Source organism: Agrobacterium sp. CNPSo 3708 (assembly GCF_028674915.1).
GTDB lineage: Bacteria > Pseudomonadota > Alphaproteobacteria > Rhizobiales > Rhizobiaceae > Agrobacterium > Agrobacterium cavarae.
In genome coordinates, this window is sequence record NZ_JAQZSF010000007.1 from 138416 (window position 1) to 161207 (window position 22792).

The following is a 22792-nucleotide window of genomic DNA, read 5'->3' on the forward strand; positions in this document are numbered from 1 at the left end:
CTGCACTCTTGATCATATAGGAACGCAAAAACGTGGCGAAAAGCACCATCGAGCTGAAGAAAGCGGATCTCACCCTTGGCAGCGCCGCCGCCTCCGTCCACGTTTTGAAGAGCATCGATCTCACCATTGAAGAGGGCGAAGCCGTCGGAATTGTCGGGCCTTCCGGCTCCGGCAAGTCCACGCTGCTGATGGTTCTGGCAGGCCTTGAAAGGCTCGATAGCGGCGAGATCACAATTGCGGGAACGCATCTCCATACGCTTGGCGAAGATGCGCTGGCGGATTTTCGCGGCAAGAATATCGGGATCGTCTTCCAGTCCTTTCACCTGATCGCCAACATGACCGCGCTCGAGAATGTCGCCGTTCCGCTTGAACTTGCCAATGTGCCGAATGCTTTCGACATTGCGACGCGAGAACTGACCGCGGTCGGCCTCGGCCAGCGCCTTAACCACTATCCCGGCCAATTGTCCGGCGGCGAGCAGCAGCGTGTGGCGATTGCTAGAGCGCTTGCCCCCTCGCCTGCCGTGCTGATCGCCGACGAACCGACGGGCAATCTCGATACCGATACCGGCAAGCAGATCGCGGATCTGCTGTTTTCGAAGCAGGCCGAGCGCGGCATGACGATGATCCTCGTGACCCACGATCCGTCGCTTGCCGCCCGCTGCACCCGCCAGATCAAGGTTCGCTCCGGCCAGATCGAAGGCGAAAGTGCCGGCTCCACAGCCGCCAGACAGGCGGCAAGCGCATGATCCCGTCTGCCGCCAACATTCGAAATGCGCTGAGATTGGCACGCCGGGAAATCCGCGGCGGGTTCGGTGGCTTCTACATCTTCCTCGCCTGTATCGCGCTTGGCACCGGTGCTATCGCAGCCGTCAACTCGGTCTCGCGCGCAGTCACCAGCGCTATCGCCGACGAAGGCCAGTCGATCCTGGCTGGCGACGTGCGCTTCGAACTCAGAAACCGCGAGGCGAGTGCTGAAGAGCGCGCTTATATCGACAGCCTCGGTGATGTCGCCGTCTCGGACGGGCTGCGCTCCATGGCGCGACTGGAAGACGGCTCACAGCAGAGCCTGGCCGAGGTCAAGGCCGTCGATGGCGCCTATCCGCTCTATGGCGATTTCGTCGCCGAGCCGGCGCAACCCCTTCCCGCGCTTTTGGCCAAACAAGGCGAGAGCTTCGGCGCGGTCGCGGCCCCCCTGCTGCTTGAGCGTCTCGGCATCAAGGTCGGCGACGAACTGCTTCTTGGCAATGCCAGGCTGAAACTGACGGGTACCATCGTCACCGAGCCGGACACGCTGTCTGACGGTTTCGGCTTCGCGCCCCGTCTGCTCATCAGCCGCGATGCGCTGATCGCCTCCGGCCTGATCCAGACGGGAAGCCTTGTCGAGCATGCCTACAAGGTGCGTCTGACCGACCCGTCGCAACGCGCGACAATCATCGAAACGACCAACAAGCAGTTTCCGAACGCCGGCTGGTCCATTCGCACCAGCGATCGCGCCGCGCCGCAACTCACCGAAAACGTCAATCGCTTCTCCCAATTCCTGACGCTCGTTGGCCTCACTGCGTTAATCGTCGGCGGCGTTGGTGTTGCCAATGCCGTGCGCGCCTTTCTCGATTCCAAGCGCACCACGATTGCCTCGCTGAAATGCCTTGGCGCGCCGGCAAGCGTGGTGACGATGACCTATCTGTTCCAGATTGGTTTCATTGCCTGCGTCGGCATTGTGATCGGGTTGTTGTTCGGCGCCATAGCACCACTCATCGCCATGCGCTTTCTCGACGGCGTGCTGCCGGTGCCGAAGGAGCTTGCCTTCTATCCTTCGGCATTGTGGCTTGCCGCCGTCTTCGGCATGTTGACCACACTTGCCTTCGCCATCGTGCCGCTCGGTCAGGCACGCGAAGTGCCGGCAACCGCACTCTTCCGCGAGCAAGGCTTCGATGAAGGGAAGCTTCCCTCCTGGCCGTATCTCGCTGCAACGGCAATCCTTCTTGCAGTGCTTGCGAGCCTTGCGATTTTCACGGCGGATGATCGCTTCATCGCCTCGGTCTTTCTCGGTGCGATCGCCTTCGCCTTCGTCGTGCTGAGGCTTGTCGCCTGGGGCATCCGCGCCCTGGCGAGACGCAGTCCACGCGTTCACTCCGCAGCCCTCCGGCTCGCTATCGGCAATATCCACCGCCCCGGCGCGCTGACGCCCTCCGTGGTGCTATCGCTAGGTCTTGGCCTTACGCTTCTGGTGACGCTGACACTGATCGACGGCAATCTGCGGCGGGAATTGACGTCGACACTGCCGGAGAAAGCGCCGAACTTCTTCTTCGTCGACATTCAGGGAAGCGAGCGCGATGGCTTCCGCGACCTCGTCAAGCGCGAGGCGCCGGAAGGCACGCTGACGGAAGTTCCGATGCTGCGCGGCCGTATTCTGGCGCTGAACGGCCAAGACGTCACCAAGATCGAAGTACCGCCATCCGGCCGCTGGGTTCTGCGCGGCGATCGCGGCATTACCTATTCAGAAGATCTGCCGGAAAATGCCAAGCTCACGCAAGGCACGTGGTGGGGCAAGGATTATAGCGGCGAGCCGCTGGTTTCCTTTGCTGCCGAAGAGGCGGGCGAACTCGGCCTCAAGATCGGTGATACGGTCACCGTCAATGTCCTCGGCCGCAGCATCACCGCCAAGATCGCCAATCTGCGCGATGTGCAGTGGCAGTCCATGTCGATCAATTTCGTCATGGTGTTTTCACCCAACACTTTCCGGGGCGCACCGCACGCATGGCTGGCAACGCTGGCAGACCCGTCGGCGACACCCGCCAAGGAAGGCGAAATCCTGCGCAGCGTCACCAACGCCTATCCGACGATCACCACGGTGCGCGTCAAGGATGCGCTCGATATCGTCGACCGGCTGGTCGGTCAGCTCGCAACCGCGATCCGTGCGGCAGCTGCCGTTGCGCTGATCGCCTCCGTGCTGGTGCTGGCAGGCGCCCTGGCGGCGGGCAACCGTGCGCGCACCCGCGATGCCGTGATCCTGAAAACGCTCGGCGGCACACGATCCATGCTGATCCGCGCCTTCTCCTATGAATACATGATCCTCGGCGTAGCGACCGCCACCTTCGCCCTTCTGGCGGGCGGCGTCTCCGCATGGTTCGTGATTGCCCGCATCATGAAGCTGCCCTCCAGCTTCCTGCCCGATGTGGCAATCGGCACGCTTGTCGTTTCGCTGGTGATGACGGTGGGCATCGGGCTGATCGGCACATGGCGCATCCTCGGCCAGAAGGCTGCACCGGTGCTGCGCCAGGCGGGCGAGTAAGCCGTTGGATGCAAGTGAAAATCTAAAAAACGGAAAAGTTGTGCGCGATTTAACTTTTACGATTAATTCTTGGTAATGATGTCAAAAACGTTATCGCTTTTCGCGCATACGGTGTTTTTTCGTTATTTTTGGCACTTGTAACGGCTGCGCCATCGCCTCATATTCTCTGGTAGGCTTGCTGTAGCTCCGCAGCGGCGCCTGGGATAGTATCCACATAACGGTCTTATCCCGACACCGTAGCAACTTCGGAGCTAAAAGAGGAAACAATGGCTGACTTTAACAACTACCAGAACCGTATGGCCCAAGGCCGTGCTCAGTCTGGTGCGATGATCGACCAAGGTCTTCGCTCCTACATGGTGAAGGTCTACAACCTTATGGCGCTCGCGCTGGTGATTACCGGTGTTGCTGCCTTCGGTTTTGCTAGCCTTGCTGTAACAACCGATCCTGCGGCGGCCGTCGCGACGCTTAGCAACGGTACAATGCTCACGCAGCTCGGCGCTGCGGTCTACGCATCGCCTCTTCGCTGGGTCGTCATGCTGGCACCGCTGGCCCTCGTCTTCTTTCTGAGCTTCCGCGTTCATAAGATGAGCGTTTCTGCTGCTCAAGCGACGTTCTGGGTCTACGCGGCCCTGGTTGGACTATCGATTTCGTCGATTTTCGTGGCCTACACCGCAGCTAGCGTCGTCCAAACGTTCTTCATCACCGCTGCTTCTTTCGGCGCGCTGTCGCTCTACGGCTACACGACCAAGAAGGACCTGTCCGCCATGGGCTCGTTCCTGATCATGGGTCTGTTCGGCCTGATCATCGCGTCGGTCGTTAACATTTGGTTGGAGTCCAGCGCTGTTAGCTTTGCAGTTTCTGCAATCGGCGTTCTGATCTTTGCAGGTCTGACCGCCTACGACACGCAGAAGATCAAGGAAATGTACTTCGAAGGTGACGACGTTCTCGTGGCCGGTCGCAAGGCGATCATGGGTGCGCTGACGCTCTACCTCGACTTCCTGAATCTGTTTATGTTCCTGCTTCAGTTCCTGGGCAACCGGAACAACTAAGGATCGCAATAGCGCTCAAACAGAAAGGCGGCCACTGGCCGCCTTTTTCATGCCCGCCTATGAGGCCGAGGAAGCGTCGCTCCCCTGCCGCCTGACAACATCGGCCCGAAGATCGGACTCGATGTCCGGAAAGCACCATGCGTCGATTCAAAAAGGTAATGCGTCCCTTTTGCGTCCCATCGGACGCACAACTCTAGTCGATCAGCTTCAAGGCCTTGTCGAACACCTTCAGCACCTGAGGCAATTCATGCCCGCGCTTGAGAATGCGACCATCGGTGTTGATGACGCTGTAGGCTCCCTGCTTGGCAGCAAGCTTCGGGTTCTTCTCGATCCTGAAGAGCGGCATTTCGCCGGAGCGCTTGAAGACGGAGAAGACTGCCTTTTCCTTCATGTGGTCGATGGCGTAGTCGCGCCACTCACCTTCGCCCACCATGCGGCCGTAGACGCGCAAAATGGCGTCCAGTTCCCGGCGGTGGAAGGTCACGGGCAAGGGGTCCTTGGCTCGCTTGTATTCCCGAAGATCAACGACGGTAGAGCCTTCCCGGGTCTGGGAAGTCGCGTATTGCAAATCCGGCTGATCGGCCATCCGGCACCTCGCTCGACTGCTTATGACATCTCTGCGACAGTCTGTCCTCGCCTTGGCGAAATTGCAAGCCCGCAAAGTCGTCCGGCAAGGAGCGGCTTTTCCGGTAACCAATGAGGCAGAACAAGCGGGCGCAAATGCCCAATTTCGAACAAATCATGGCCCGAATTCAATGGAATAGTGCGATTGTCAATTGATGCCTAGGCACCAAGATGACCCGGTCCGGTGCATTGACCCTTTACCCCCAGCCCCCAATGCCCGGGCCGGATCTCCCCCCCAGCGGGGATCCCCAAAAATCTCGTCTTATCCCTCTGACTGCATCAGCACATTCGCGCCGACGATGGCCGATGGATTGCCAGCCGCATCCATCTTTTGCAGCAGTACGGCACAGCCGCCGGATTTCGCCTTGCTCATGACGCTTGCCGGCAGCTTTACGGTCATCGCCTTGCCATCCCACATGCCGACCGTCTGCACATCATAGACGCTGTGCCAGTAGGAGATCGTCTTGCCCTGGTTCTCACCCTTCTGCACGTCGACAACCTGCTCGCGGTTGAAATAGGCAACCACGACCTCCGCCTTGCCCTGCCCGGCACCGATATCGATCTCGATCTCATCGCCGACCCGCTCGGTGCTGATAGGCACGTTCAAGCCCTCGCCCGCCTTGTTGAAATCGTCCAGGCGGCGGTAGATCGTCTGGATATCCGCGCCCTTTACATGGTCACGCCCATTGACCACCGCCTGCGGTGTGTAGACGTTGTTGCGCCCAAGCGCGCGGGCATAGCCGTACTGCCGCTCGGTATTTTCCTTCGACGCCAGCGAATCCGTCCAGCCAAGATAATTCCAGTAGTCCACATGGTAGGACAGGCCGATCACATCGCCATTCTGGATGAGCTTGCGCAGATTGGCATCTGCCGGCGGGCAGGAGGCGCAGCCCTGCGAGGTGAAGAGTTCGACCACGCCTTTCAGCTGATCCTGAGCATAGGCCGCACCCGCAGAAAGCCCGCCGAACAGGCATAGCGAAACGCCAACGCTGCGAAGCCCGTTTCTGAAAATGCCGCTTCGCTGCGGGCCAATTGTATTCGGCATAGCGTGAACCCTTGTCTGAAGGCCGGTCCGAACCATTGATGCAATCAATTCGGGTATGGTGGCAAGGCGGAAAATAGCCTCGAACTCCGTTCAAGAGGAAGTCACGATGGGGTGAGCTTCGCAGCCTTCGCATGACGGCGAAAAGGCAGGGGCTAAGACCCGTTCCTTCGCACCGATCAGACCCTCGGAAGATGCTGCCCCGCAGGTCACAAAAAAACGCCGGGATCGCTCCCGGCGTTCGATGTATTTGGACTATCGGATCAGGCTGCCAGATCGCGAAGAACGGTCTGCAGAATGCCGCCATTGTCCATGTAGGTCACTTCGTCCAGCGTATCGATGCGGCAAAGCAGCGGGATTTCCTTCACTGTGCCGTCCGAGTAGGTGATCTTGGCGATCTTGGTTTCGCGTGGCTTGATCTCGCCTTCGAGGCCTTCGATCGTAACCGTCTCGTCACCCTTCAGGCCAAGGCTTGCCCATGTCGTGCCTTCCTGGAAGGTGAAGGGCACGACGCCCATGCCGACCAGGTTGGAGCGGTGGATACGCTCGAAGGACTGCGCGATCACGGCCTTGACGCCGAGCAGGTTGGTGCCCTTTGCAGCCCAGTCACGCGAAGAACCGTTGCCGTATTCGACGCCAGCGAAGATGACGAGCGGAACGCCCTCATCCTTGTACTTCATCGCTGCGTCGTAAATCGACATCTCTTCCTTGGACGGATAGTGGATGGTGTAGCCACCTTCCTTACCGTTCGGCCCGAGCATGTGGTTGCGAATGCGGATGTTGGCGAAGGTGCCGCGCATCATCACTTCGTGGTTGCCACGGCGCGTGCCGTACTGGTTGAAGTCGGCAACCGCCACACCGTTTTCGGTGAGGTATGCACCGGCTGGAGACGCTGCCTTGATCGAACCGGCCGGAGAAATATGGTCGGTGGTGATCTTGTCGCCGAAGAGACCGAGAACGCGAGCGCCCTTGATGTCCTTGAGGCCAGTGCCCTTCTTGCCCATGCCGACGAAGTAAGGCGGGTTCTGGACGTAAGTCGAGTTGTCGTCCCAGGCATAGGTCTGGCCATCGGGAACCTGCACGGCCTGCCAGTTTTCGTCGCCCTTGAACACGTCCGCATACTTGGTTTCGAACAGCTCGCGCGTAACGTATTTCTGGATGAACTCCTGGACTTCCGCAGAGGTCGGCCAGATGTCCTTCAGGTATACCGGGTTGCCATCCTGGTCTTCGCCGAGCGGCTCCGTGGTAAGGTCCTTCTGCACCGTGCCGGCCAGCGCATAGGCGACGACGAGCGGCGGGGAAGCTAGGTAGTTCGCCTGAACGTCGGGCGAGATACGGCCTTCGAAGTTACGGTTACCGGAGAGAACGCCAGCGGTGATCAGACCCTTGTCGTTGATGGTCTTGGAGATCGGCGCAGGCAGCGGGCCGGAGTTGCCGATGCAGGTCGTGCAGCCGAAGCCGACGAGGTTGAAGCCGAGCGCGTCGAGCTCCTTCTGCAGGCCAGCCTTCTCCAGATATTCCGCCACGACCTGGCTTCCAGGTGCAAGCGAGGTCTTGACCCAAGGCTTGGACTTCAGACCCTTGGCAACCGCGTTGCGGGCCAGAAGGCCGGCAGCGATCAGCACCGATGGGTTGGAGGTGTTGGTGCAAGACGTAATGGCGGCAATGGCTACATCGCCATGGCCGAGATCGTAGCTTTCGCCCTCGACCGCGTAACGGGTGTTGAGCTGGCCTGGCTTCTTGTAGTCGTTTTCGAGAGCCGTTGCGAAGTTGGGTGCAATGGTTTCGAGCGGCAGGCGGCCTTCAGGACGCTTGGGGCCGGCCATGGATGGCACGACGTCGCCGAGTTCGAGTTCGAGCGTGTCGGTGAAGACGAGCTGCGAGCCGTCATTGTCGCGCCACATGCCCTGCGCCTTGGAGTAGGCTTCGACGAGTGCGATACGATCCTTCGCACGGCCGGACATGTCGAGATAGCCGACGGTTGCGGTATCGACCGGGAAGAAGCCGCAGGTCGCGCCATATTCCGGGCCCATGTTGCCGATGGTCGCACGGTCTGCAACCGGCAGCGTATCGAGGCCAGGTCCGAAGAATTCGACGAACTTGGAAACGACGCCCTTCTTACGCAGCATCTGCACGACGGTCAGAACGAGGTCGGTTGCGGTGACGCCTTCTCTCAGCGTGCCCGTCAGCTTGAAGCCGATGACTTCCGGCAGAAGCATGGAAACCGGCTGGCCGAGCATGGCCGCTTCGGCTTCGATACCGCCAACGCCCCAGCCCAGAACGCCAAGACCGTTGATCATGGTCGTGTGGCTGTCGGTGCCGACGCAGGTATCCGGATAAGCGATCGTCTCGCCATCCTCATCCTTCGTCCAGACGGTCTGGCCGAGATATTCGAAGTTCACCTGGTGACAGATGCCGGTGCCAGGAGGAACGACGCGGAAGTTCTTAAACGCCTGCTGGCCCCACTTGAGGAAGCGGTAACGCTCGCCGTTGCGCTCATATTCCAGTTCGACGTTGCGGGCAAAGGCGTTGGCATTGCCGAATTCGTCGACGATGACAGAGTGGTCGATGACGAGGTCGACGGGCACGAGCGGGTTGATCTTTTCAGGATCGCCACCGAGCGCCTTGATGCCATCACGCATGGCTGCAAGGTCAACGACGGCAGGAACGCCGGTGAAGTCCTGCATCAGAACGCGGGCAGGACGGTAAGCGATTTCCGCTTCCTTCAGACCCTTGTTGTTCAGCCACTCGGCAACAGCCTCGATATCGGACTTGCGAACCGAACGGCCGTCTTCGTTGCGCAGCAGGTTCTCCAGCAGAACCTTCATCGAATAGGGGAGATTGGCGACGCCCTTAAGGCCGTTCGCTTCCGCTTTCGGCAGGCTGTAATAGACATAATCCTTACCGTCGACGGTAAGAACGGAACGACAATTGAAACTGTCGAGAGATTTTGCCACGGTTATAAACCCCGTTCATTCTGATAGCCAACACGCGCGTGCGGACACCTATGCACTATCATGCACATCAGGATGCGGGTACGACCATTTCCGCTGTCCGCACGAGAAAATTGCTTCCGCAACATTCAGGTCCGGCGCTAGGTGATGTTCACGCCGGCCGCTGGCGTGGTTGAGACCCATATAGATAATTTCGCTAAAACGTGCCAGACCAACCAACGGCTAATTTCGATTTTTTTTGATCGAGATGATGAAATTCTTAAACGAGGCGCAGCAGTGCATCTGACAGCGGAAAATCTTGGCGTCAGACGGGGCGAAGATTTCATATTCATGAACGTTTCTCTCCAGTTAACGGATGGCGACGCTCTCCTTCTCACGGGCCCCAACGGATCGGGCAAATCCACGCTTCTGCGCGTCCTTGCGGGGCTTCTGCCTGCCGAGGCGGGCACCATAAAGATAGCCGGCGAAGGAATAGAAAAGGGCACACGCCCCGCTGAAGTCAGCCACTATCTTGGCCACCGCAACGCCATGAAGCAGGAGCTGACGGTCTACGAGAACCTGTCCTTCTGGAAACGCTTTCTCGGTGATTTCAACGGCACGCCGTCTGTATCGATCGAAGAGGCAGCCGACATCGTCGGGCTTGCCGGCATCACCCACCTGCCCTTCGGTTATCTCTCCGCGGGGCAGCAGCGGCGATTCGCCATGGCGAAGCTGCTGGTGGCGTGGAAGCCGATCTGGATTCTGGATGAGCCGACGGCGGCGCTGGATGCGGAAGCGGATCGGATGTTTACCGGATTGGTGAAGGCGCATCTTGTCAAGGGCGGAATGGTGATTGCCGCAACCCATCAGCCGCTGGGGTTGGAGGAGGCTAAGGAATTGCGGATGACGGGGTTTGCTGGGGTGGAGGAGGTATATTGATGGGCTCTTTCGTTACCACCTTCGTCGCAGACAGTACCCCCCTCTGCCCTGCCGGGCATCTCCCCCTCAAGGGGGGAGATCGAACCATGGCACGGTCTCGCCAATCTCATCTCTTGAAGATGGAGTGGAGAGCCCGCCTCTTGCCGATCTCCCCCCTTGAGGGGGAGATGCCCGGCAGGGCAGAGCGGGATGAGCAACCAAACCCTCCGTGCGGAACTCCAGTACGCGGGAGCACGCCACGATGACCGCTCTCTTCCTCCGCGATCTCAAACTCTCCATCCGCGCCGGCGGCGGCGCGCTGATCGGCGTTCTCTTCTTCATGACCGTCGTCGCCGTCATTCCCTTCGGTGTCGGACCGGACCTCAACCTCCTCTCCCGCATTGGACCTGCCATCGTCTGGATCGGCGCGCTGCTCGCAGCCCTTCTCGGCCTCGACCGCCTGTTTCAGGCAGAGCGAGACGACGGTTCTCTCGATCTGATCCTGATGCATGAAAATCCGCTGGTGCTGACGGTTTTGGTCAAATGCCTGGCGCACTGGACCGCGACCGGTCTGCCGTTGGTCGTCGCATCGCCACTTCTCGGCCTGTTCATGAATATGGGCGAAGTCGCCATCGGCGCCGTCATGCTGACACTGCTTGTCGGGACGCCGGCCCTCACCTTCATCGGCGCAGTGGGCGCGGCGGTTGCCGTAGCACTGCCACGCGGTGGTCTGCTGGTGTCGATCCTCGTTCTGCCGCTTGCCATTCCCGTACTGATCTTCGGCGTCAGCGCGTCTTATGCCGCGGTGGAAGATCCGGCCCCCTTCATGCCGCCCTTCCTGATCCTGATTGCCATCACGCTCTTTTCATCGGTGGTCGGTCCGTTCTTCGCAGCTTTGGCATTGCGCAATTCCGCCGATTGACAAGGATCAATTGCCGCGGCTTCGTCTGCATTGTAAAAGGGCCTTGCCCGCGGCCAGAAAGATGCCATGACCAATACGAGCCTAGCCATCACCAAATTCAGCGATCTCGCCAATCCCACACGGTTTCTGGCGCTGTCGTCACGCCTCTTGCCGTGGCTTGCGGGGCTATCCGCCCTTTGTCTGGTGGCTGGCCTCTATCTCGCCTTCTCGACGGACGGCGATTACCAGCAGGGCAATACGGTGCGCATCATGTATGTGCATGTGCCCGCCGCCTGGCTTTCGATGATGTGCTACACCGTCATGGCGCTCTCTGCCATCGGCACGCTGGTCTGGCGCCATCCGCTGGCCGATGTCAGCCATAAATCTGCAGCGCCGATTGGTGCTGCCTTTACGTTGATTGCGCTGATCACCGGCTCGCTCTGGGGCAAGCCCATGTGGGGCACATGGTGGGTGTGGGATGCGCGCCTGACCTCCGTCTTCATTCTGTTTCTGATGTATCTCGGCCTGATTGCCTTCAACAAGGCGATGGACGACCCGTCAAAGGCGGCGCGCGTCAGTGCGGTTCTGATCCTCGTCGGCTTCGTCAACATCCCGATCATCAAGTTTTCCGTCGAATGGTGGAATACGCTGCACCAGCCGGCAAGCGTGATGCGCATGGATGGCCCGGCCATCGATCCGGAATTCCTCTGGCCGCTGCTGACCATGGCTGTCGGCTTCACCCTGCTGTTCTTCACGCTTCATCTTGCCGCCATGCGCAACGAGATCATGCGCCGGCGCATCGCCGCGCAACGACGCCTTGCCGCGCGTGCTGCCGGAAGAGGAGCCTGACACCATGACTCACGCCTTTTACATCGGCATGTCCTACGCGCTGACCGGGCTGATCGTCTTTGGATTGATCGCCTGGGTGTGGCTCGACGGACGCGCCCGCAAGCGCGAGCTGAAGGAGCTGGAAGCGCTCGGCATCCGCCGCCGTTCCCGTCCGGCCAAAACCGAGGCATCCTCGACATGAGCGACACGAAAGCGCCTCCTCCTCCCACATCGCGCGGGCGCTCGCGCTACGTGCTCGCACTCCTGCCGCTGCTGGTCTTTGGTGGCTTCGCCGCGATTTCGGCCAAGATGCTCTATGAGCAGGACGTCAACGGCCTCGATGTCAGCGCCATTCCCTCGGCACTGATCGGCACGAAGGCGCCTGCGCTGGCGCTGCCGCCACTGGAGGGCTCCAATCTACCGGCGCTCACCGATGCGGCCATTACCGGCAAGCTGACGCTGGTCAACGTCTTTGCCTCCTGGTGCGTGCCCTGCAGGCAGGAGCACCCGATGCTGAAGGAGTTGTCGAAGGACAGGCGCCTCAACATTGTCGGCATCAATTACAAGGACAAGGCCGACAACGCCGTGCGCTTTCTTGGCGAACTCGGCAATCCCTATGCCGCCATCGGCATCGATCCAAATGGCAGGGCGGCGATCGACTGGGGTGTCTATGGCATTCCGGAAACCTATCTCGTCGGTCCGGATGGCACGATCCTCTACAAGAAGGTCGGCCCGATCGACGTGACGACCTATGAGCGTGAACTGATCCCGGCAATCGAAAGTGCTGCTGCCGGAGATTGATGGCAGCGGTGATAGTCGTCAGCTGGCAACCACTTTGAGGCTTGCCGCAGGCGTGACACCCAGAAGCGCAATTCCTTCCTGGACCACCTGATTTCGACCCGCTTCCTTCGCCCTGTAAAGGAAGCCATCGGCGCGCGAAATCGCATCATGGATGGAGTGGTCGCCAAGCGCGATGGCGGATACACCGAAGCTGCTGGTGATGTGAACCGGAAACGGCCCTTCGGACCAGTTGCGGGCGGCAAAGGCACTGCGCGCCATATTGGCCAGTATCGCAAGCTGCGAGGCCGACATGTCTGGAACATAGGCGACGAATTCCTCTCCGCCAAAACGCGCAACCTTGGCACTGGCGGGAAGCATCTCCTTCAAGAGCGACGCGAGCGCGATGATCACCCGATCGCCGGTGGCATGACCGAAGCGGTCATTGACCGACTTGAAGTGGTCGATATCGCAAATCAGAACTGCGCCTGAAGGCAGTGGCGTCAACCGGAAGTCCGGAGCGGAAAGATCGAAACCCCTCCGATTAAGAAGCCCGGTGAGCGGATCGTGGTCTGCTTCCAGCCGGTGCTGTTCGATAACATCGGCTATCGCACTACCAAGCACCGAAAGCGCCATGAGGAAGCCGCAGATGCTGGCGGTGAACTGCGCCAGATAGGAATAATCCGAGGTAAAATAGGCACCTACGCTTTCCGGCGAGGCGCCGGTCGTAAACCACAGGAATATGCCGACCCTTGCCAGCGTCTCTGCGACCACCAGCGAGGCAGCGGCCAGCAGAACCTTGTCCATCAGGTTTCGCGTCTTGCGACGAACGAGAAAAATGGACGGGGCAAGAATGAGCGCAAGCGTCAGATCCGATGTCGCAAGCTCGTTTCGCAGGTTTGGCTGAACCAGGATGAAGAAGCAGACGGCAAGATAGGCCACGGCGGCAGCACCGAGCCGCATCGTCACATAGGTCGGCGCTCCAAACTGGATGAGAAGAGCGTGACCATAAAGGACAAAGGCGGCAAGGAAGACGAAATTGGCCAGTAGTGCCCCGACAAGATCAAAACTCTCCGGCAGAACCATAGGCAGGGCAAAGCCGACAGCACCCAGAATGTAGCCGAGACCCCAGTAGCGACCGGCGCGAAAGCCCATGACCTGCAAGCCGAGGAAGACCGACCCGAATGTAACCATAATGAAAGGCAGCAGATAGGCAAAATTATCCTGCAAGACGTCGGCCTTCGCGCATGGAAAGAGAGAGGTCCGCAGTTCTAATGGACCTTTCTTAACAAAGCCTCCGCCTCAATACAGAATGACGTCAGATCAGGCGCCGGGAAGCGCATTTTGCCATTCCTTGATGGCGTCCACCGGCCAGACCAGCATCAGCACATTCAAGGTGAGGTTGTCGCGGATCAACCAGCCGGTGAAAATTTCAAAGAAGATCGCGATCAGAACGGTCAGCCACACCGGCACGCGTGCGGCAAAGAAGAAGCCCACGACCATGAAGACCGTGTCCATCGCGGAATTCAGAATGCTGTCGCCGCTATAGCCGAGCGCCATGGTGGCGGTGCGGTAGCGATCGATGATGATCGGGGAGTTTTCCAGAAGCTCCCACGCAGCCTCCACCAGAACGGCAAGAGACAGCCGAAACGACAAGGGCTTGCTGCGGAAGAGAAGCCAGGCAAACCCGTAGAACAGGAAGCCGTGGATGATATGGGACGGCGTGTACCAGTCGGCGATGTGCTGTGAGTTACCGGGCGTGTTCACCCCCGGCTCGAACAGCTTCACATAGCCACATTCGCAGATTGGAACGCGGCCCATCATGTAGAGAATGACGATCTGCGCTAGCAACAGCCCCACAGCCACCCAATACCACTTGACCGGAGACAAGCGGTCGGCAGGCACAACCGTCGTGGTCATTTGTCGTCCTTGTTCAGCGATTCGACCGAGTGGCGCATGACGAGCGGCATCTGCGCCATGGTGAAGATGATGGTGATCGGCATGGTGCCCCATACCTTGAAGGCAACCCAGGTATCGGTGGAGAAGTTGCGCCAGACGACTTCGTTCAGCACTGCAAGAAAAAGGAAGAAGATGCCCCAGCGCAGCGTCAGCTTGCGCCAGCCCTCATCCGTCAGCTTGAAGGCGGAGTTGAACACGTAGCCAAGCAAGGACTGGCCGAAGAACAACCCACCCAGCAGAATGACGCCGAAGAGCGTGTTGACGATGGTCGGCTTCATCTTGATGAAGGTATCGTTCTGCAAATAGAGCGTCAGCGCACCGAAGACGAGAACCACAAGGCCGGAGATCAGCGGCATCATCGGCAGAGTTCTGGTAAGAATCCAGGAGACGGTGAGCGCGAGTGCGGTGGCGATCATGAAGAGGCCGGTGGCGATGAAGATCGGACCGCCGAATTCATGCAACACGGGAAGCTTTTCCGCCAGCCAGTCGCCCTTGGAGTTGGCAAAGAAGAAGACGACGAGCGGTCCGAGTTCTAAAGCGAACTTCAGGAGCGGGCTGATTTCCCGCACCATCTTTTCGCTTTCGCGCTGATTGCTCTCCACATCCATACTCAAACTCCCGCAATCGCCTTGGCGAAATCTTCTGCTTCGAACGGCTCCAGATCATCCACGCCTTCGCCCACGCCGATGAAATAGACCGGCAACTTATGCTTGGCAGCGATCGCAACGAGGATACCGCCGCGCGCCGTGCCATCCAACTTTGTCATAATCAGGCCCGAGACGCCCGCAACATTGCGGAAAATCTCGACTTGGTTCATGGCGTTCTGACCCGTCGTCGCATCCAGCGTCTGAAGAACGGTATGCGGCGCCTCAGGATCGAGCTTGGCCAGCACGCGCACGATCTTTTCCAGCTCGGCCATGAGCTCGGTCTTGTTCTGCAGACGGCCCGCCGTATCGATGATCAGAACGTCGCTCTTTTTCGCCCGCGCCTGTTCATAGGCATCATAGGCAAGCCCTGCGGCATCGGCGCCAAGCTTGGTGCCAAGGAAGTCCGATCCGGTACGATCCGCCCAGATCTTCAGCTGCTCGATGGCAGCCGCGCGGAATGTATCGCCAGCCGCCAGCATCACCTTCAGGCCGGAGCCGGAGAGTTTTGCCGCAAGCTTGCCGATGGTGGTGGTCTTGCCGGTGCCATTGACGCCGACCACCAGAATGACATGGGGCTTGTGCGACAGATCCAGTTCCAGCGGCTTGGCGACGGGCAACAGAACCTTGGTGATCTCGCTTGCCATGATCTTGGCGACATCCTCGCCGCTGACATCCTTGCCGTAGCGCTCCGATGACAGTGCGCCGGTAATGCGCATGGCGGTCTCGACGCCGAGGTCGGACTGGATCAGCAGATCTTCCAGCTCATCCAGCGTGTCTTCATCGAGCTTGCGCTTGGTGAAAAGTGCCGAAATCTGGTTCGTCAGTTGCGAGGAGGTACGCGCAAGACCGGCACGCAGGCGCTGGAACCAGGTAAGCTTCAGTTCAGGTGCGGCCTCGACCGGCTCGACGCGATCGGCAGCCGACGCAAAGCCCTTTGGAAGAGCTGCCGAAACGGCAGGAGACAGTGCAGCGGGCGGAATGCCGCTGGCGGCCTCCGCCTCGTCCAGAATATCATCCAGCGCATGCTCGTCGAGAGGCGCAGCGGCAAGCGACGTGTCCCGCGCGTCGCCATTGACGCTCTCTTCAGCGGCTGCTTCGGCTTCCAGCAGGGAGAGCGGCACCATGCCGATATCGCCAACCAGTTCAGGCCCTGGCAGAAGCGGCGCGTCCTCCTCATCCTGATCGTCGCCGAGATCAGAATCGGCAACGTCAGCCACCTGCTCGACCTCGTCGGAAGCAGGTCCTGCGGCGGTTTCCATCTCCACATCGGGAACAGGGTCTTCGGCGGGCAGCGTGTGGGCTTCCGCCTCGTTCAACGCCTCTTCGAAGGCGCTGCGATCCTCCTGGCGAGAAACGGCCTCTTCGCTTTCCAGCTTATCCGTCTCAGCCTTGTCCTTGCCGAACGAAAAGACTTTTTTGATGAAGCCGAGGGCCATGACTGTTCCGTCTCTAGATTCTTCAGGCCGCTTGCGCCGCCAGATATTGCATATTCAAGTGCTTACCGTTGTGGCCCGTAATCACAACCCGCGCAAGAGTGCGGGGCGCAAGATCGGGTGCCGCCACCAGGGTAAAGTTGTCGGTATGGGCAAAACCGTTATTTTCAACGAGGATCGTCTGTTCGCTGCCCACCATGTTTTCGAGGTGGGCGATGCGGAGCGTTTCTCCACGCGCGCGCAGCTTTGCCGCCCGCTCCTTCACCAGAGCGCGGTCGAGTTGCGGCATCCTTGCGGCAGGCGTGCCGGGGCGGGGGCTGTAGGGAAACACGTGCAGGCTGGAAATGCCGCACTCTTCCGCAAGGGTAGCGGCATTCTCCGCCATCTCATCGGTCTCGGTAGGAAAGCCAGCGATCATGTCCGCGCCGAACGCGATATCCGGGCGTAGCGCGCGCACCTCACGGCAGAAGCGGATGGCATCGTCACGCAGATGTCGGCGCTTCATCCGCTTCAGGATCATGTCGTCGCCATGCTGGAGCGACAGATGCAGATGCGGCATGAAGCGGGGCTCGTCGGCAATCAGGTCCATCAGGTGACGATCCGCCTCGATGCTGTCGATGGAGGAGAGCCTGAGCCGCAGAATATCCGGCACCTGCCTCAACAGCGTTTTCGCCAGATAACCGAGGGAGGGTTCGCCTGGCAGATCGGCGCCGTAGCTCGTGGCATCCACGCCGGTCAGAACGATTTCGCGATAACCGCCTTCGGTCAGCTTGCGGGCCTGGTCCACCACCGCACCCATGGGCACGGAGCGGGAATTGCCGCGTCCATAGGGGATGATGCAGAAGGTGCAGCGGTGGTCGCAGCCATTTTGCACCTGAATGAAGGCGCGCACATGCCCATCGATGTGCTTGACCATCTGCGGCGCGGTGGCCTTGACGCTCATGATGTCGTTTACGCGCAGTTTCTCTTCCGCCGAGACACCGAAATCCGGCAGTGCACGATAGGATGTGCTCTTCAGCTTCTCCTCATTGCCGAGAACGGCATCGACTTCCGGCATGTCGGCAAAGGTCCGCTTCTCGGTCTGGGCAGCGCAACCGGTGACGATGATGCGCGCATGCGGATTGTCGCGCCGCGCCCGGCGGATCGCCTGACGCGCCTGGCGCACAGCCTCCCCCGTCACCGCGCAGGTATTGACCAGGACGGCATTGTTGAGCCCCGCCTTTTCGGCCTCAGCCCGCATCACTTCCGATTCATAGGTATTGAGGCGGCAGCCGAAGGTTATGACCTCGACACCGCTCATAAGACGCTCTGCTTCTCGCCCGCCTCACGCGTCCCCACCTCTTGAGTCGCAAGGTCGCGTGTCCATGCGCCGCTGATGGGATCGACATGCCCGGCCCATTCCCACTCGGCAGGGCCGGTCATGATGACGTGGTTGTCCTCGCGCCATTCGATGATAAGCGGAATGCGAACGGGGCTGGAGGCCACATCGATCTCGACGCGACGACCGGTGCGACCGGTCCGAGCGCCTGAGACGGCGGCAGCGCAAGCGGCCGATCCGCAGGCAAGTGTAAGGCCCGCGCCGCGTTCGAAGGTGCGGGTGCGAAGCCGGCTGTCGGAGATGACCTGCGCCAGCGTGATATTGGCTTTTTCCGGAAACATCGGATGGCTCTCGAGCAGTGGCCCGATCCGTTCCAGATCGAAGTCCATCGGATCGCGATCCACCCAGAAGACAGCATGCGGATTGCCCATGGACATGACCGATGGCGAATGCAGCACGGGATCGTCGATGGGTCCGATCTGCAATTCGATGCGGCTTGTATCGTGAAATTCTTCCGAAAGCGGAATATCGCTCCAGCGGAAACGCGGCAGACCCATATCGACGGAAATCATCCCGTCCTCATGCTCGTTGGCATTCAGGATGCCGGCGACCGTCTGAAAGGTGAAGGCCTTCTTGCCGGTCTCGGCGGCCAGCGCCTGCACCACGCAGCGTGTGCCATTGCCGCAGGCCTGCGCCTTGGTACCATCGCAGTTGAGAATGTCGATATAGGCATCGGTGCCCGCAATGCGTGGGTCACGGATCGCCATGATCTGGTCGAAAGCGGTGTCCGGGTCGGCATTGAGCGCGATGGCCGCTTGCGGCGAGACCATGTCTTTGCGGCCGCGCATATCGACAACCAGGATCTTGTTTCCAAGCCCGTTCATCTTCGCGAATTCGACCGTCTGCGTCATATCCCTACACCCATTGGAGATGCGCGCCTCGTGCGGGCGCATTCGCCCCTATATGGCGGAATTGCAGGGCAATTACCAGTCTGGCTACGGCAAAAGCCTTTGCGCCTGTAAGCTGAAAACAAACACCCCCGGAGCGATCCAGGGGTGCAGAACTCTTCATAGCAAGCAATACTTACTGCCACTCACGCACGTCGACGAAATGGCCGGCAACGGCTGCCGCTGCCGCCATGGCGGGCGAGACCAGATGCGTGCGGCTCTTGTAGCCCTGACGGCCTTCGAAGTTACGGTTGGAGGTAGACGCGCAACGCTCGCCCGGCGCCAAACGGTCGTCATTCATCGCCAGGCACATGGAGCAGCCAGGCTCGCGCCATTCGAAACCAGCCTCGAGGAAGATCTTGTCCAGACCTTCCTTCTCCGCCTGTTCCTTGACGAGACCCGAGCCTGGAACGATCATCGCTGAAACGGTCGGTGCGACCTTGCGGCCTTCGACGATCTTGGCGGCGGCGCGCAGATCCTCGATGCGGCCATTGGTGCAGGAGCCGATGAAGACGCGATCGATGGCGATATCGGTCATCTTGGTGCCGGGCTTCAGGCCCATATAGTCGAGCGCACGCCATTTGGAATTGCGCTTGTTCTCATCGGCAATGTCGTCAGGGTTCGGCACGATACCCTGAACCGAAACGACATCTTCCGGAGACGAGCCCCAGGAGACGATCGGCGGCAGGCTTGCAGCGTCCAGAATGACGACCTTGTCGTAATGGGCACCCTCATCCGATTTCAGCGTCTTCCAATAGGCAATCGCCTGCTCCAGCGTTTCGCCCTGCGGCGCACGCGGCTTGTCCTTGATGTAATCGAAGGTCCTTTCGTCCGGCGCGATCAGGCCAGCGCGCGCGCCACCCTCGATCGTCATGTTGCAGACGGTCATGCGGCCTTCCATCGACAGCGAGCGGATCGCCTCGCCGGCAAACTCGATGACATGGCCCGTGCCGCCGGCGGTACCGATCTCGCCGATGATGGCAAGGATGATGTCCTTGGCGGTCACACCGTCCGGGATCTTGCCATCCACACGCACCAGCATGTTCTTGGCCTTCTTCTGGATCAGCGTTTGCGTCGCCAGCACGTGCTCGACTTCGGACGTGCCGATACCATGCGCCAAGGCGCCGAAAGCGCCGTGGGTGGAGGTGTGGCTGTCCCCGCAAACGATCGTCATGCCCGGCAGGGTGAAACCCTGCTCCGGTCCGACGATGTGAACGATGCCCTGGCGCTTGTCGCGCTCGGAATAATATTCGAGGCCGAATTCCTTGGCGTTCTGCGCCAGCGCTTCCACCTGGATGCGGCTTTCTTCGTTCTTGATGCCTTCCAGACGGTCGGCGGTGGTCGGAACGTTATGGTCGACGACGGCCAGCGTGCGGGTGGGCGAGTGAACCGGGCGACCGGCCAGACGCAGACCTTCGAAAGCCTGCGGTGACGTCACCTCGTGGACCAGGTGACGGTCGATATAGAGAAGACAGGTTCCATCGGGATCGCGGTTGACGACGTGATCATCCCAGATTTTATCATACAGAGTACGCGGAGCGCTCATGGCTTTATCCATTCGAATGTCAAAAAGGAAAGTGGGGACGTGGAGTAAAGGCCGACAGCCTTTTCAGGCCATCAGGCGGACGTAAGTCGACCATTGAACGCGCCGGAAATACGCGCGAAAAATCGTGCCGGCAGACGCTTGTGATCCTGCAGCACGAAAATGTTTGGCGCGAGACATCCGAATTTCGATCCCATGCCTCTCTCATAGCAGATCGGCTTTTCAACAGCAACATGGCGCTTTGTCATTGAAAACGCCTCCACCCGTATTTAAGGATTCTCTTTTTGTGCAACGCAAAAAGAAACGCCGGGCGTTGTGTGCGGGATAGAATTCTCGCGTTAAGCGTTAGCACGGCAATGGGACCGCTTTTTCACGATGCCGTGAAAGCCGCGTGAGAACCGGTCTCGTCAAATCGGGCAGCACCTCGGCGTGCCGCCGACAGGGAGGGATACATCTTGGTATCTGAAAAAGCACTTATTTCAAAAATCACCTGGCGACTGATGCCCTTTCTCGGGCTTCTCTATCTCATCGCCTACATCGACCGTCAGAATGTCAGCTTCGCCAAACTGCAGATGGTCGGCGATCTGGGCCTCAGCGAATATGCCTATGGCCTTGGCGCGTCGCTGTTCTTCATCGGTTACTTCATCTTCGAAGTGCCGAGCAATCTGCTGCTCAATCGCTTCGGCGCAAGGCTCTGGTTTGCCCGCATCATCATTTCCTGGGGGCTTGTCACCATTGCGCTCGCCTACACCTCTAGCCCGACGATGTTCTACATCCTGCGCTTCCTTCTCGGTGTCTGCGAGGCCGGCTTCTTCCCCGGCGTCCTCTATCTCCTGACGCTGTGGTTCCCGCGCGATTATCGCGGCCGCATGGTCGGCCTGTTCATGATCTTCTCCGCGCTCGCCAATGCCATCGGCGCGCCGCTTGGCGGCATGCTGCTCGATCTGGATGGCCTCTGGGGCTATGCGGGCTGGGAGTGGGTTTTCCTCGCAACCGGCATTCCGGCCGTGATTGCGGGTATCGTCACCATCTTCTATCTCGACGATAAGCCGGAAACGGCGGCGTTCCTGTCGCAGGACGAGAAGGACTGGCTGCATAAACGCATCGCTTCGGAGAATTCCGGCATGGACGAACATGCAGAGGACGGCTTCCGCGCGCTGATCAATCCGCGCGTCCTTTTCATGTCGCTCTGCTATGTGGGCTTTCCGCTCGCTGCCTACGGCCTCAGCTACTGGCTGCCGACGATCGTCAAAAGCTTTGGCGTGTCGAACACCGCGAATGGCTTCATCAACATCATCCCTTGGCTGATCGTTGCCGTTGCCCTCTATCTGGTGCCGTCGGCTGCCGATCGCTCCGAGAAGAAGATCACCTATATCGTGGTGCCCGCCTTCGTTGGCGCGTTGTGCCTGCTGATGTCTGCTCTGATGACAGCGCCGGTCGCGCAATTCGCCTTCCTCTGCATCGCCGCAGCGGGCATCTTTGCCGGACAGCCGGTGTTCTGGAGCCTTCCCGGTCGCTTCCTGAAGGGTGCGGGCGCTGCAGCCGGTCTGGCCGCCATCAACTCGGTCGGCAATCTCGGCGGCTTCGTCGCCCAGAACGTCGTTCCCTGGATCAGAGATGAGACGGGAAGCACCATCGCCCCGATGTTCTTCCTCTCGGCCTGCCTCGCGATTGCCGGTGTGCTCGTGATCATCGCCGGACGAATGATCGCCAGGCAGATCACCTCACAGCCGAATTTGAAGGCCTGAGGCCCTCAACGCCCCTGCTTGCGGCGCATCACTTTTTCGATGCGCCGCAGGATTAGCGACAGTCCGAGCGTCAGGATCAGATAGACGTAAGCGACGATGGAATAGGTCTCGAAGAAGCGGAAGGAGCCGGCCGCATAGACCTTGCCGAGCTGCGTGATATCCGCAACACCCAGCACCGAGACCAGCGAGCTATCCTTCACCATCGAAACGAAATCATTGGAGAGCGGCGGAAAGATCGTCCGCACCGCCTGCGGAAAGACGACCAGGCGAAAGCGCTGATAGCGGCTGAGCCCCAACGCCTTGGCAGCCTCGATCTGTCCTTGATCGACAGCCTCGATGCCCGCCCGGAAGATTTCGGCGAGGAATGCTCCGTAGCAAAGTGTCAGCGCCAGGATAGCGCGCCACATCAGCGAAAAGTCGCGCACGATGACGGGCTCGATCCAACCTGTGGCAATCAGCGGCGTCATCAGCCAATTGACGAAATCCACCAGCAGCGGCGCGCCGGCAAAGGCGATGTAGAACAGCACCACCAGGATCGGAATGCCGCGCATCGTCTCGATGTAGAAACGCGCGATCTGCCGCAGGACAGTATGATCGGACATGCCGAGAAGGGCGATCAACAGACCCCAGAGGCAGGCGAGAAGGAAGGCCACCAGCGTAACGAAGATCGTCATGCCGATGCCATTGATGACGGTGGTGAAGACCTGGGCATAGATGCCATTGATGGCAATCACCACGGCAAGAATGGCGCCGATACCGACCAGCGCCACCAGCCACCAGGGAAAATCATCCGCCGCCTGTTTCGAATGCGGACGGTTCACACCGGAACGCTC

General features: G+C 59.8%; 20 protein-coding genes. 9 read left to right on the plus strand and 11 right to left on the minus strand.

Annotated features, from left to right (window positions below):
• The first annotated feature begins 32 nt into the window (after positions 1–32).
• The 3 genes from PVA19_RS16205 (at position 33) to PVA19_RS16215 (ending at position 4341) form a co-directional block, all read left to right on the plus strand.
• The gene (locus tag PVA19_RS16205; protein WP_062597379.1) at positions 33–746 is read left to right on the plus strand and encodes an ABC transporter ATP-binding protein; all 714 of its coding nucleotides are present in this window, start codon (positions 33–35) and stop codon (positions 744–746) included.
• Positions 743–3292: an ABC transporter permease gene (locus PVA19_RS16210; RefSeq protein ID WP_274103426.1), complete on the plus strand. Its 2550-nt coding sequence runs from the start codon at positions 743–745 to the stop codon at positions 3290–3292. The genes PVA19_RS16205 and PVA19_RS16210 overlap by 4 nt, the downstream gene beginning before the upstream one ends.
• Positions 3293–3558: 266 nt before the next feature.
• The gene (locus tag PVA19_RS16215; protein WP_062597381.1) at positions 3559–4341 is read left to right on the plus strand and encodes a Bax inhibitor-1/YccA family protein; all 783 of its coding nucleotides are present in this window, start codon (positions 3559–3561) and stop codon (positions 4339–4341) included.
• A gap of 193 nt (positions 4342–4534) precedes the next feature.
• Here PVA19_RS16215 and PVA19_RS16220 read toward each other — a convergent pair whose 3' ends face one another.
• From PVA19_RS16220 to acnA, 3 genes are all read right to left on the minus strand, one after another.
• Complete coding sequence (locus PVA19_RS16220; protein ID WP_062424926.1) at positions 4535–4927, minus strand: DUF2794 domain-containing protein; 393 nt, start codon at positions 4925–4927, stop codon at positions 4535–4537.
• A gap of 300 nt (positions 4928–5227) precedes the next feature.
• Positions 5228–6010, minus strand: coding sequence for a DUF1223 domain-containing protein (locus PVA19_RS16225; RefSeq protein ID WP_082478871.1), 783 nt, complete (start codon positions 6008–6010; stop codon positions 5228–5230).
• A gap of 260 nt (positions 6011–6270) precedes the next feature.
• Positions 6271–8964, minus strand: a complete 2694-nt coding sequence (gene acnA, locus PVA19_RS16230) for an aconitate hydratase AcnA (RefSeq protein ID WP_274103427.1) — start codon at positions 8962–8964, stop codon at positions 6271–6273.
• A 273-nt stretch (positions 8965–9237) separates the two neighbouring features.
• Between acnA and ccmA the strand changes: the two genes are divergently transcribed.
• The 5 genes from ccmA (at position 9238) to PVA19_RS16255 (ending at position 12388) form a co-directional block, all read left to right on the plus strand.
• A complete protein-coding gene (gene ccmA / locus PVA19_RS16235; protein WP_274103608.1) occupies positions 9238–9879 on the plus strand; it encodes a heme ABC exporter ATP-binding protein CcmA in 642 nt (213 codons plus the stop codon).
• Between the two features lie 241 nt (positions 9880–10120).
• On the plus strand, positions 10121–10780 hold the full coding sequence (gene ccmB / locus PVA19_RS16240) for a heme exporter protein CcmB (protein WP_062597385.1): 660 nt from the start codon (positions 10121–10123) through the stop codon (positions 10778–10780).
• A gap of 66 nt (positions 10781–10846) precedes the next feature.
• A complete protein-coding gene (locus tag PVA19_RS16245) occupies positions 10847–11608 on the plus strand; it encodes a heme ABC transporter permease (protein ID WP_274103428.1) in 762 nt (253 codons plus the stop codon).
• Between the two features lie 4 nt (positions 11609–11612).
• Positions 11613–11789: a heme exporter protein CcmD gene (gene ccmD, locus PVA19_RS16250; protein ID WP_113178176.1), complete on the plus strand. Its 177-nt coding sequence runs from the start codon at positions 11613–11615 to the stop codon at positions 11787–11789.
• Entirely contained in the window at positions 11786–12388 is a 603-nt protein-coding gene (locus PVA19_RS16255) for a DsbE family thiol:disulfide interchange protein (RefSeq protein WP_274103429.1), read from the plus strand. Before ccmD ends, PVA19_RS16255 begins: the two co-directional genes overlap by 4 nt.
• A gap of 18 nt (positions 12389–12406) precedes the next feature.
• Here the strand turns inward: PVA19_RS16255 and PVA19_RS16260 are convergent, their stop codons facing one another.
• The 7 genes from PVA19_RS16260 to leuC form a co-directional block, all read right to left on the minus strand.
• Positions 12407–13594 carry a GGDEF domain-containing protein gene (locus PVA19_RS16260; protein WP_274103430.1) on the minus strand — a complete coding sequence of 396 codons (1188 nt, stop codon included), beginning with the start codon at positions 13592–13594 and terminating at the stop codon, positions 12407–12409.
• Between the two features lie 93 nt (positions 13595–13687).
• A complete protein-coding gene (locus PVA19_RS16265; RefSeq protein ID WP_274103431.1) occupies positions 13688–14284 on the minus strand; it encodes a DUF2585 domain-containing protein in 597 nt (198 codons plus the stop codon).
• Positions 14281–14931, minus strand: a complete 651-nt coding sequence (locus PVA19_RS16270; protein WP_274103432.1) for a septation protein A — start codon at positions 14929–14931, stop codon at positions 14281–14283. Before PVA19_RS16270 ends, PVA19_RS16265 begins: the two co-directional genes overlap by 4 nt.
• A gap of 2 nt (positions 14932–14933) precedes the next feature.
• Positions 14934–16406 carry a signal recognition particle-docking protein FtsY gene (gene ftsY / locus PVA19_RS16275; protein ID WP_274103433.1) on the minus strand — a complete coding sequence of 491 codons (1473 nt, stop codon included), beginning with the start codon at positions 16404–16406 and terminating at the stop codon, positions 14934–14936.
• A 22-nt stretch (positions 16407–16428) separates the two neighbouring features.
• Entirely contained in the window at positions 16429–17703 is a 1275-nt protein-coding gene (mtaB, locus tag PVA19_RS16280) for a tRNA (N(6)-L-threonylcarbamoyladenosine(37)-C(2))-methylthiotransferase MtaB (RefSeq protein ID WP_274103434.1), read from the minus strand.
• The gene (dapF, locus tag PVA19_RS16285) at positions 17700–18632 is read right to left on the minus strand and encodes a diaminopimelate epimerase (RefSeq protein WP_274103435.1); all 933 of its coding nucleotides are present in this window, start codon (positions 18630–18632) and stop codon (positions 17700–17702) included. The genes mtaB and dapF overlap by 4 nt, the downstream gene beginning before the upstream one ends.
• A 172-nt stretch (positions 18633–18804) precedes the next feature.
• Entirely contained in the window at positions 18805–20214 is a 1410-nt protein-coding gene (gene leuC, locus PVA19_RS16290; RefSeq protein ID WP_274103436.1) for a 3-isopropylmalate dehydratase large subunit, read from the minus strand.
• Between the two features lie 452 nt (positions 20215–20666).
• Here leuC and PVA19_RS16295 point away from each other — a divergent pair, with 452 nt between their 5' ends.
• Positions 20667–21959, plus strand: coding sequence for an MFS transporter (locus PVA19_RS16295; protein WP_274103437.1), 1293 nt, complete (start codon positions 20667–20669; stop codon positions 21957–21959).
• 5 nt (positions 21960–21964) lie between these two features.
• On the opposite strand, the gene PVA19_RS16300 is transcribed toward PVA19_RS16295, so the two are convergent.
• Positions 21965–22780, minus strand: a complete 816-nt coding sequence (locus tag PVA19_RS16300; RefSeq protein WP_274103438.1) for an amino acid ABC transporter permease — start codon at positions 22778–22780, stop codon at positions 21965–21967.
• Positions 22781–22792 lie beyond the last annotated feature (12 nt).

Coding starts and splice junctions, on each gene's coding strand:
- PVA19_RS16255 (WP_274103429.1), top strand. CDS start 11,786: ATGAGCGACACGAAAGCGCCTCCTCCTCCCACATCGCGCGGGCGCTCG.
- ccmD (WP_113178176.1), top strand. CDS start 11,613: ATGACTCACGCCTTTTACATCGGCATGTCCTACGCGCTGACCGGGCTG.
- PVA19_RS16215 (WP_062597381.1), top strand. CDS start 3,559: ATGGCTGACTTTAACAACTACCAGAACCGTATGGCCCAAGGCCGTGCT.
- PVA19_RS16245 (WP_274103428.1), top strand. CDS start 10,847: ATGACCAATACGAGCCTAGCCATCACCAAATTCAGCGATCTCGCCAAT.
- PVA19_RS16265 (WP_274103431.1), bottom strand. CDS start 14,284: ATGACCACGACGGTTGTGCCTGCCGACCGCTTGTCTCCGGTCAAGTGG.
- PVA19_RS16225 (WP_082478871.1), bottom strand. CDS start 6,010: ATGCCGAATACAATTGGCCCGCAGCGAAGCGGCATTTTCAGAAACGGG.
- ccmB (WP_062597385.1), top strand. CDS start 10,121: ATGACCGCTCTCTTCCTCCGCGATCTCAAACTCTCCATCCGCGCCGGC.
- ftsY (WP_274103433.1), bottom strand. CDS start 16,406: ATGGCCCTCGGCTTCATCAAAAAAGTCTTTTCGTTCGGCAAGGACAAG.
- PVA19_RS16270 (WP_274103432.1), bottom strand. CDS start 14,931: ATGGATGTGGAGAGCAATCAGCGCGAAAGCGAAAAGATGGTGCGGGAA.
- PVA19_RS16220 (WP_062424926.1), bottom strand. CDS start 4,927: ATGGCCGATCAGCCGGATTTGCAATACGCGACTTCCCAGACCCGGGAA.
- mtaB (WP_274103434.1), bottom strand. CDS start 17,703: ATGAGCGGTGTCGAGGTCATAACCTTCGGCTGCCGCCTCAATACCTAT.
- PVA19_RS16210 (WP_274103426.1), top strand. CDS start 743: ATGATCCCGTCTGCCGCCAACATTCGAAATGCGCTGAGATTGGCACGC.
- leuC (WP_274103436.1), bottom strand. CDS start 20,214: ATGAGCGCTCCGCGTACTCTGTATGATAAAATCTGGGATGATCACGTC.
- dapF (WP_274103435.1), bottom strand. CDS start 18,632: ATGACGCAGACGGTCGAATTCGCGAAGATGAACGGGCTTGGAAACAAG.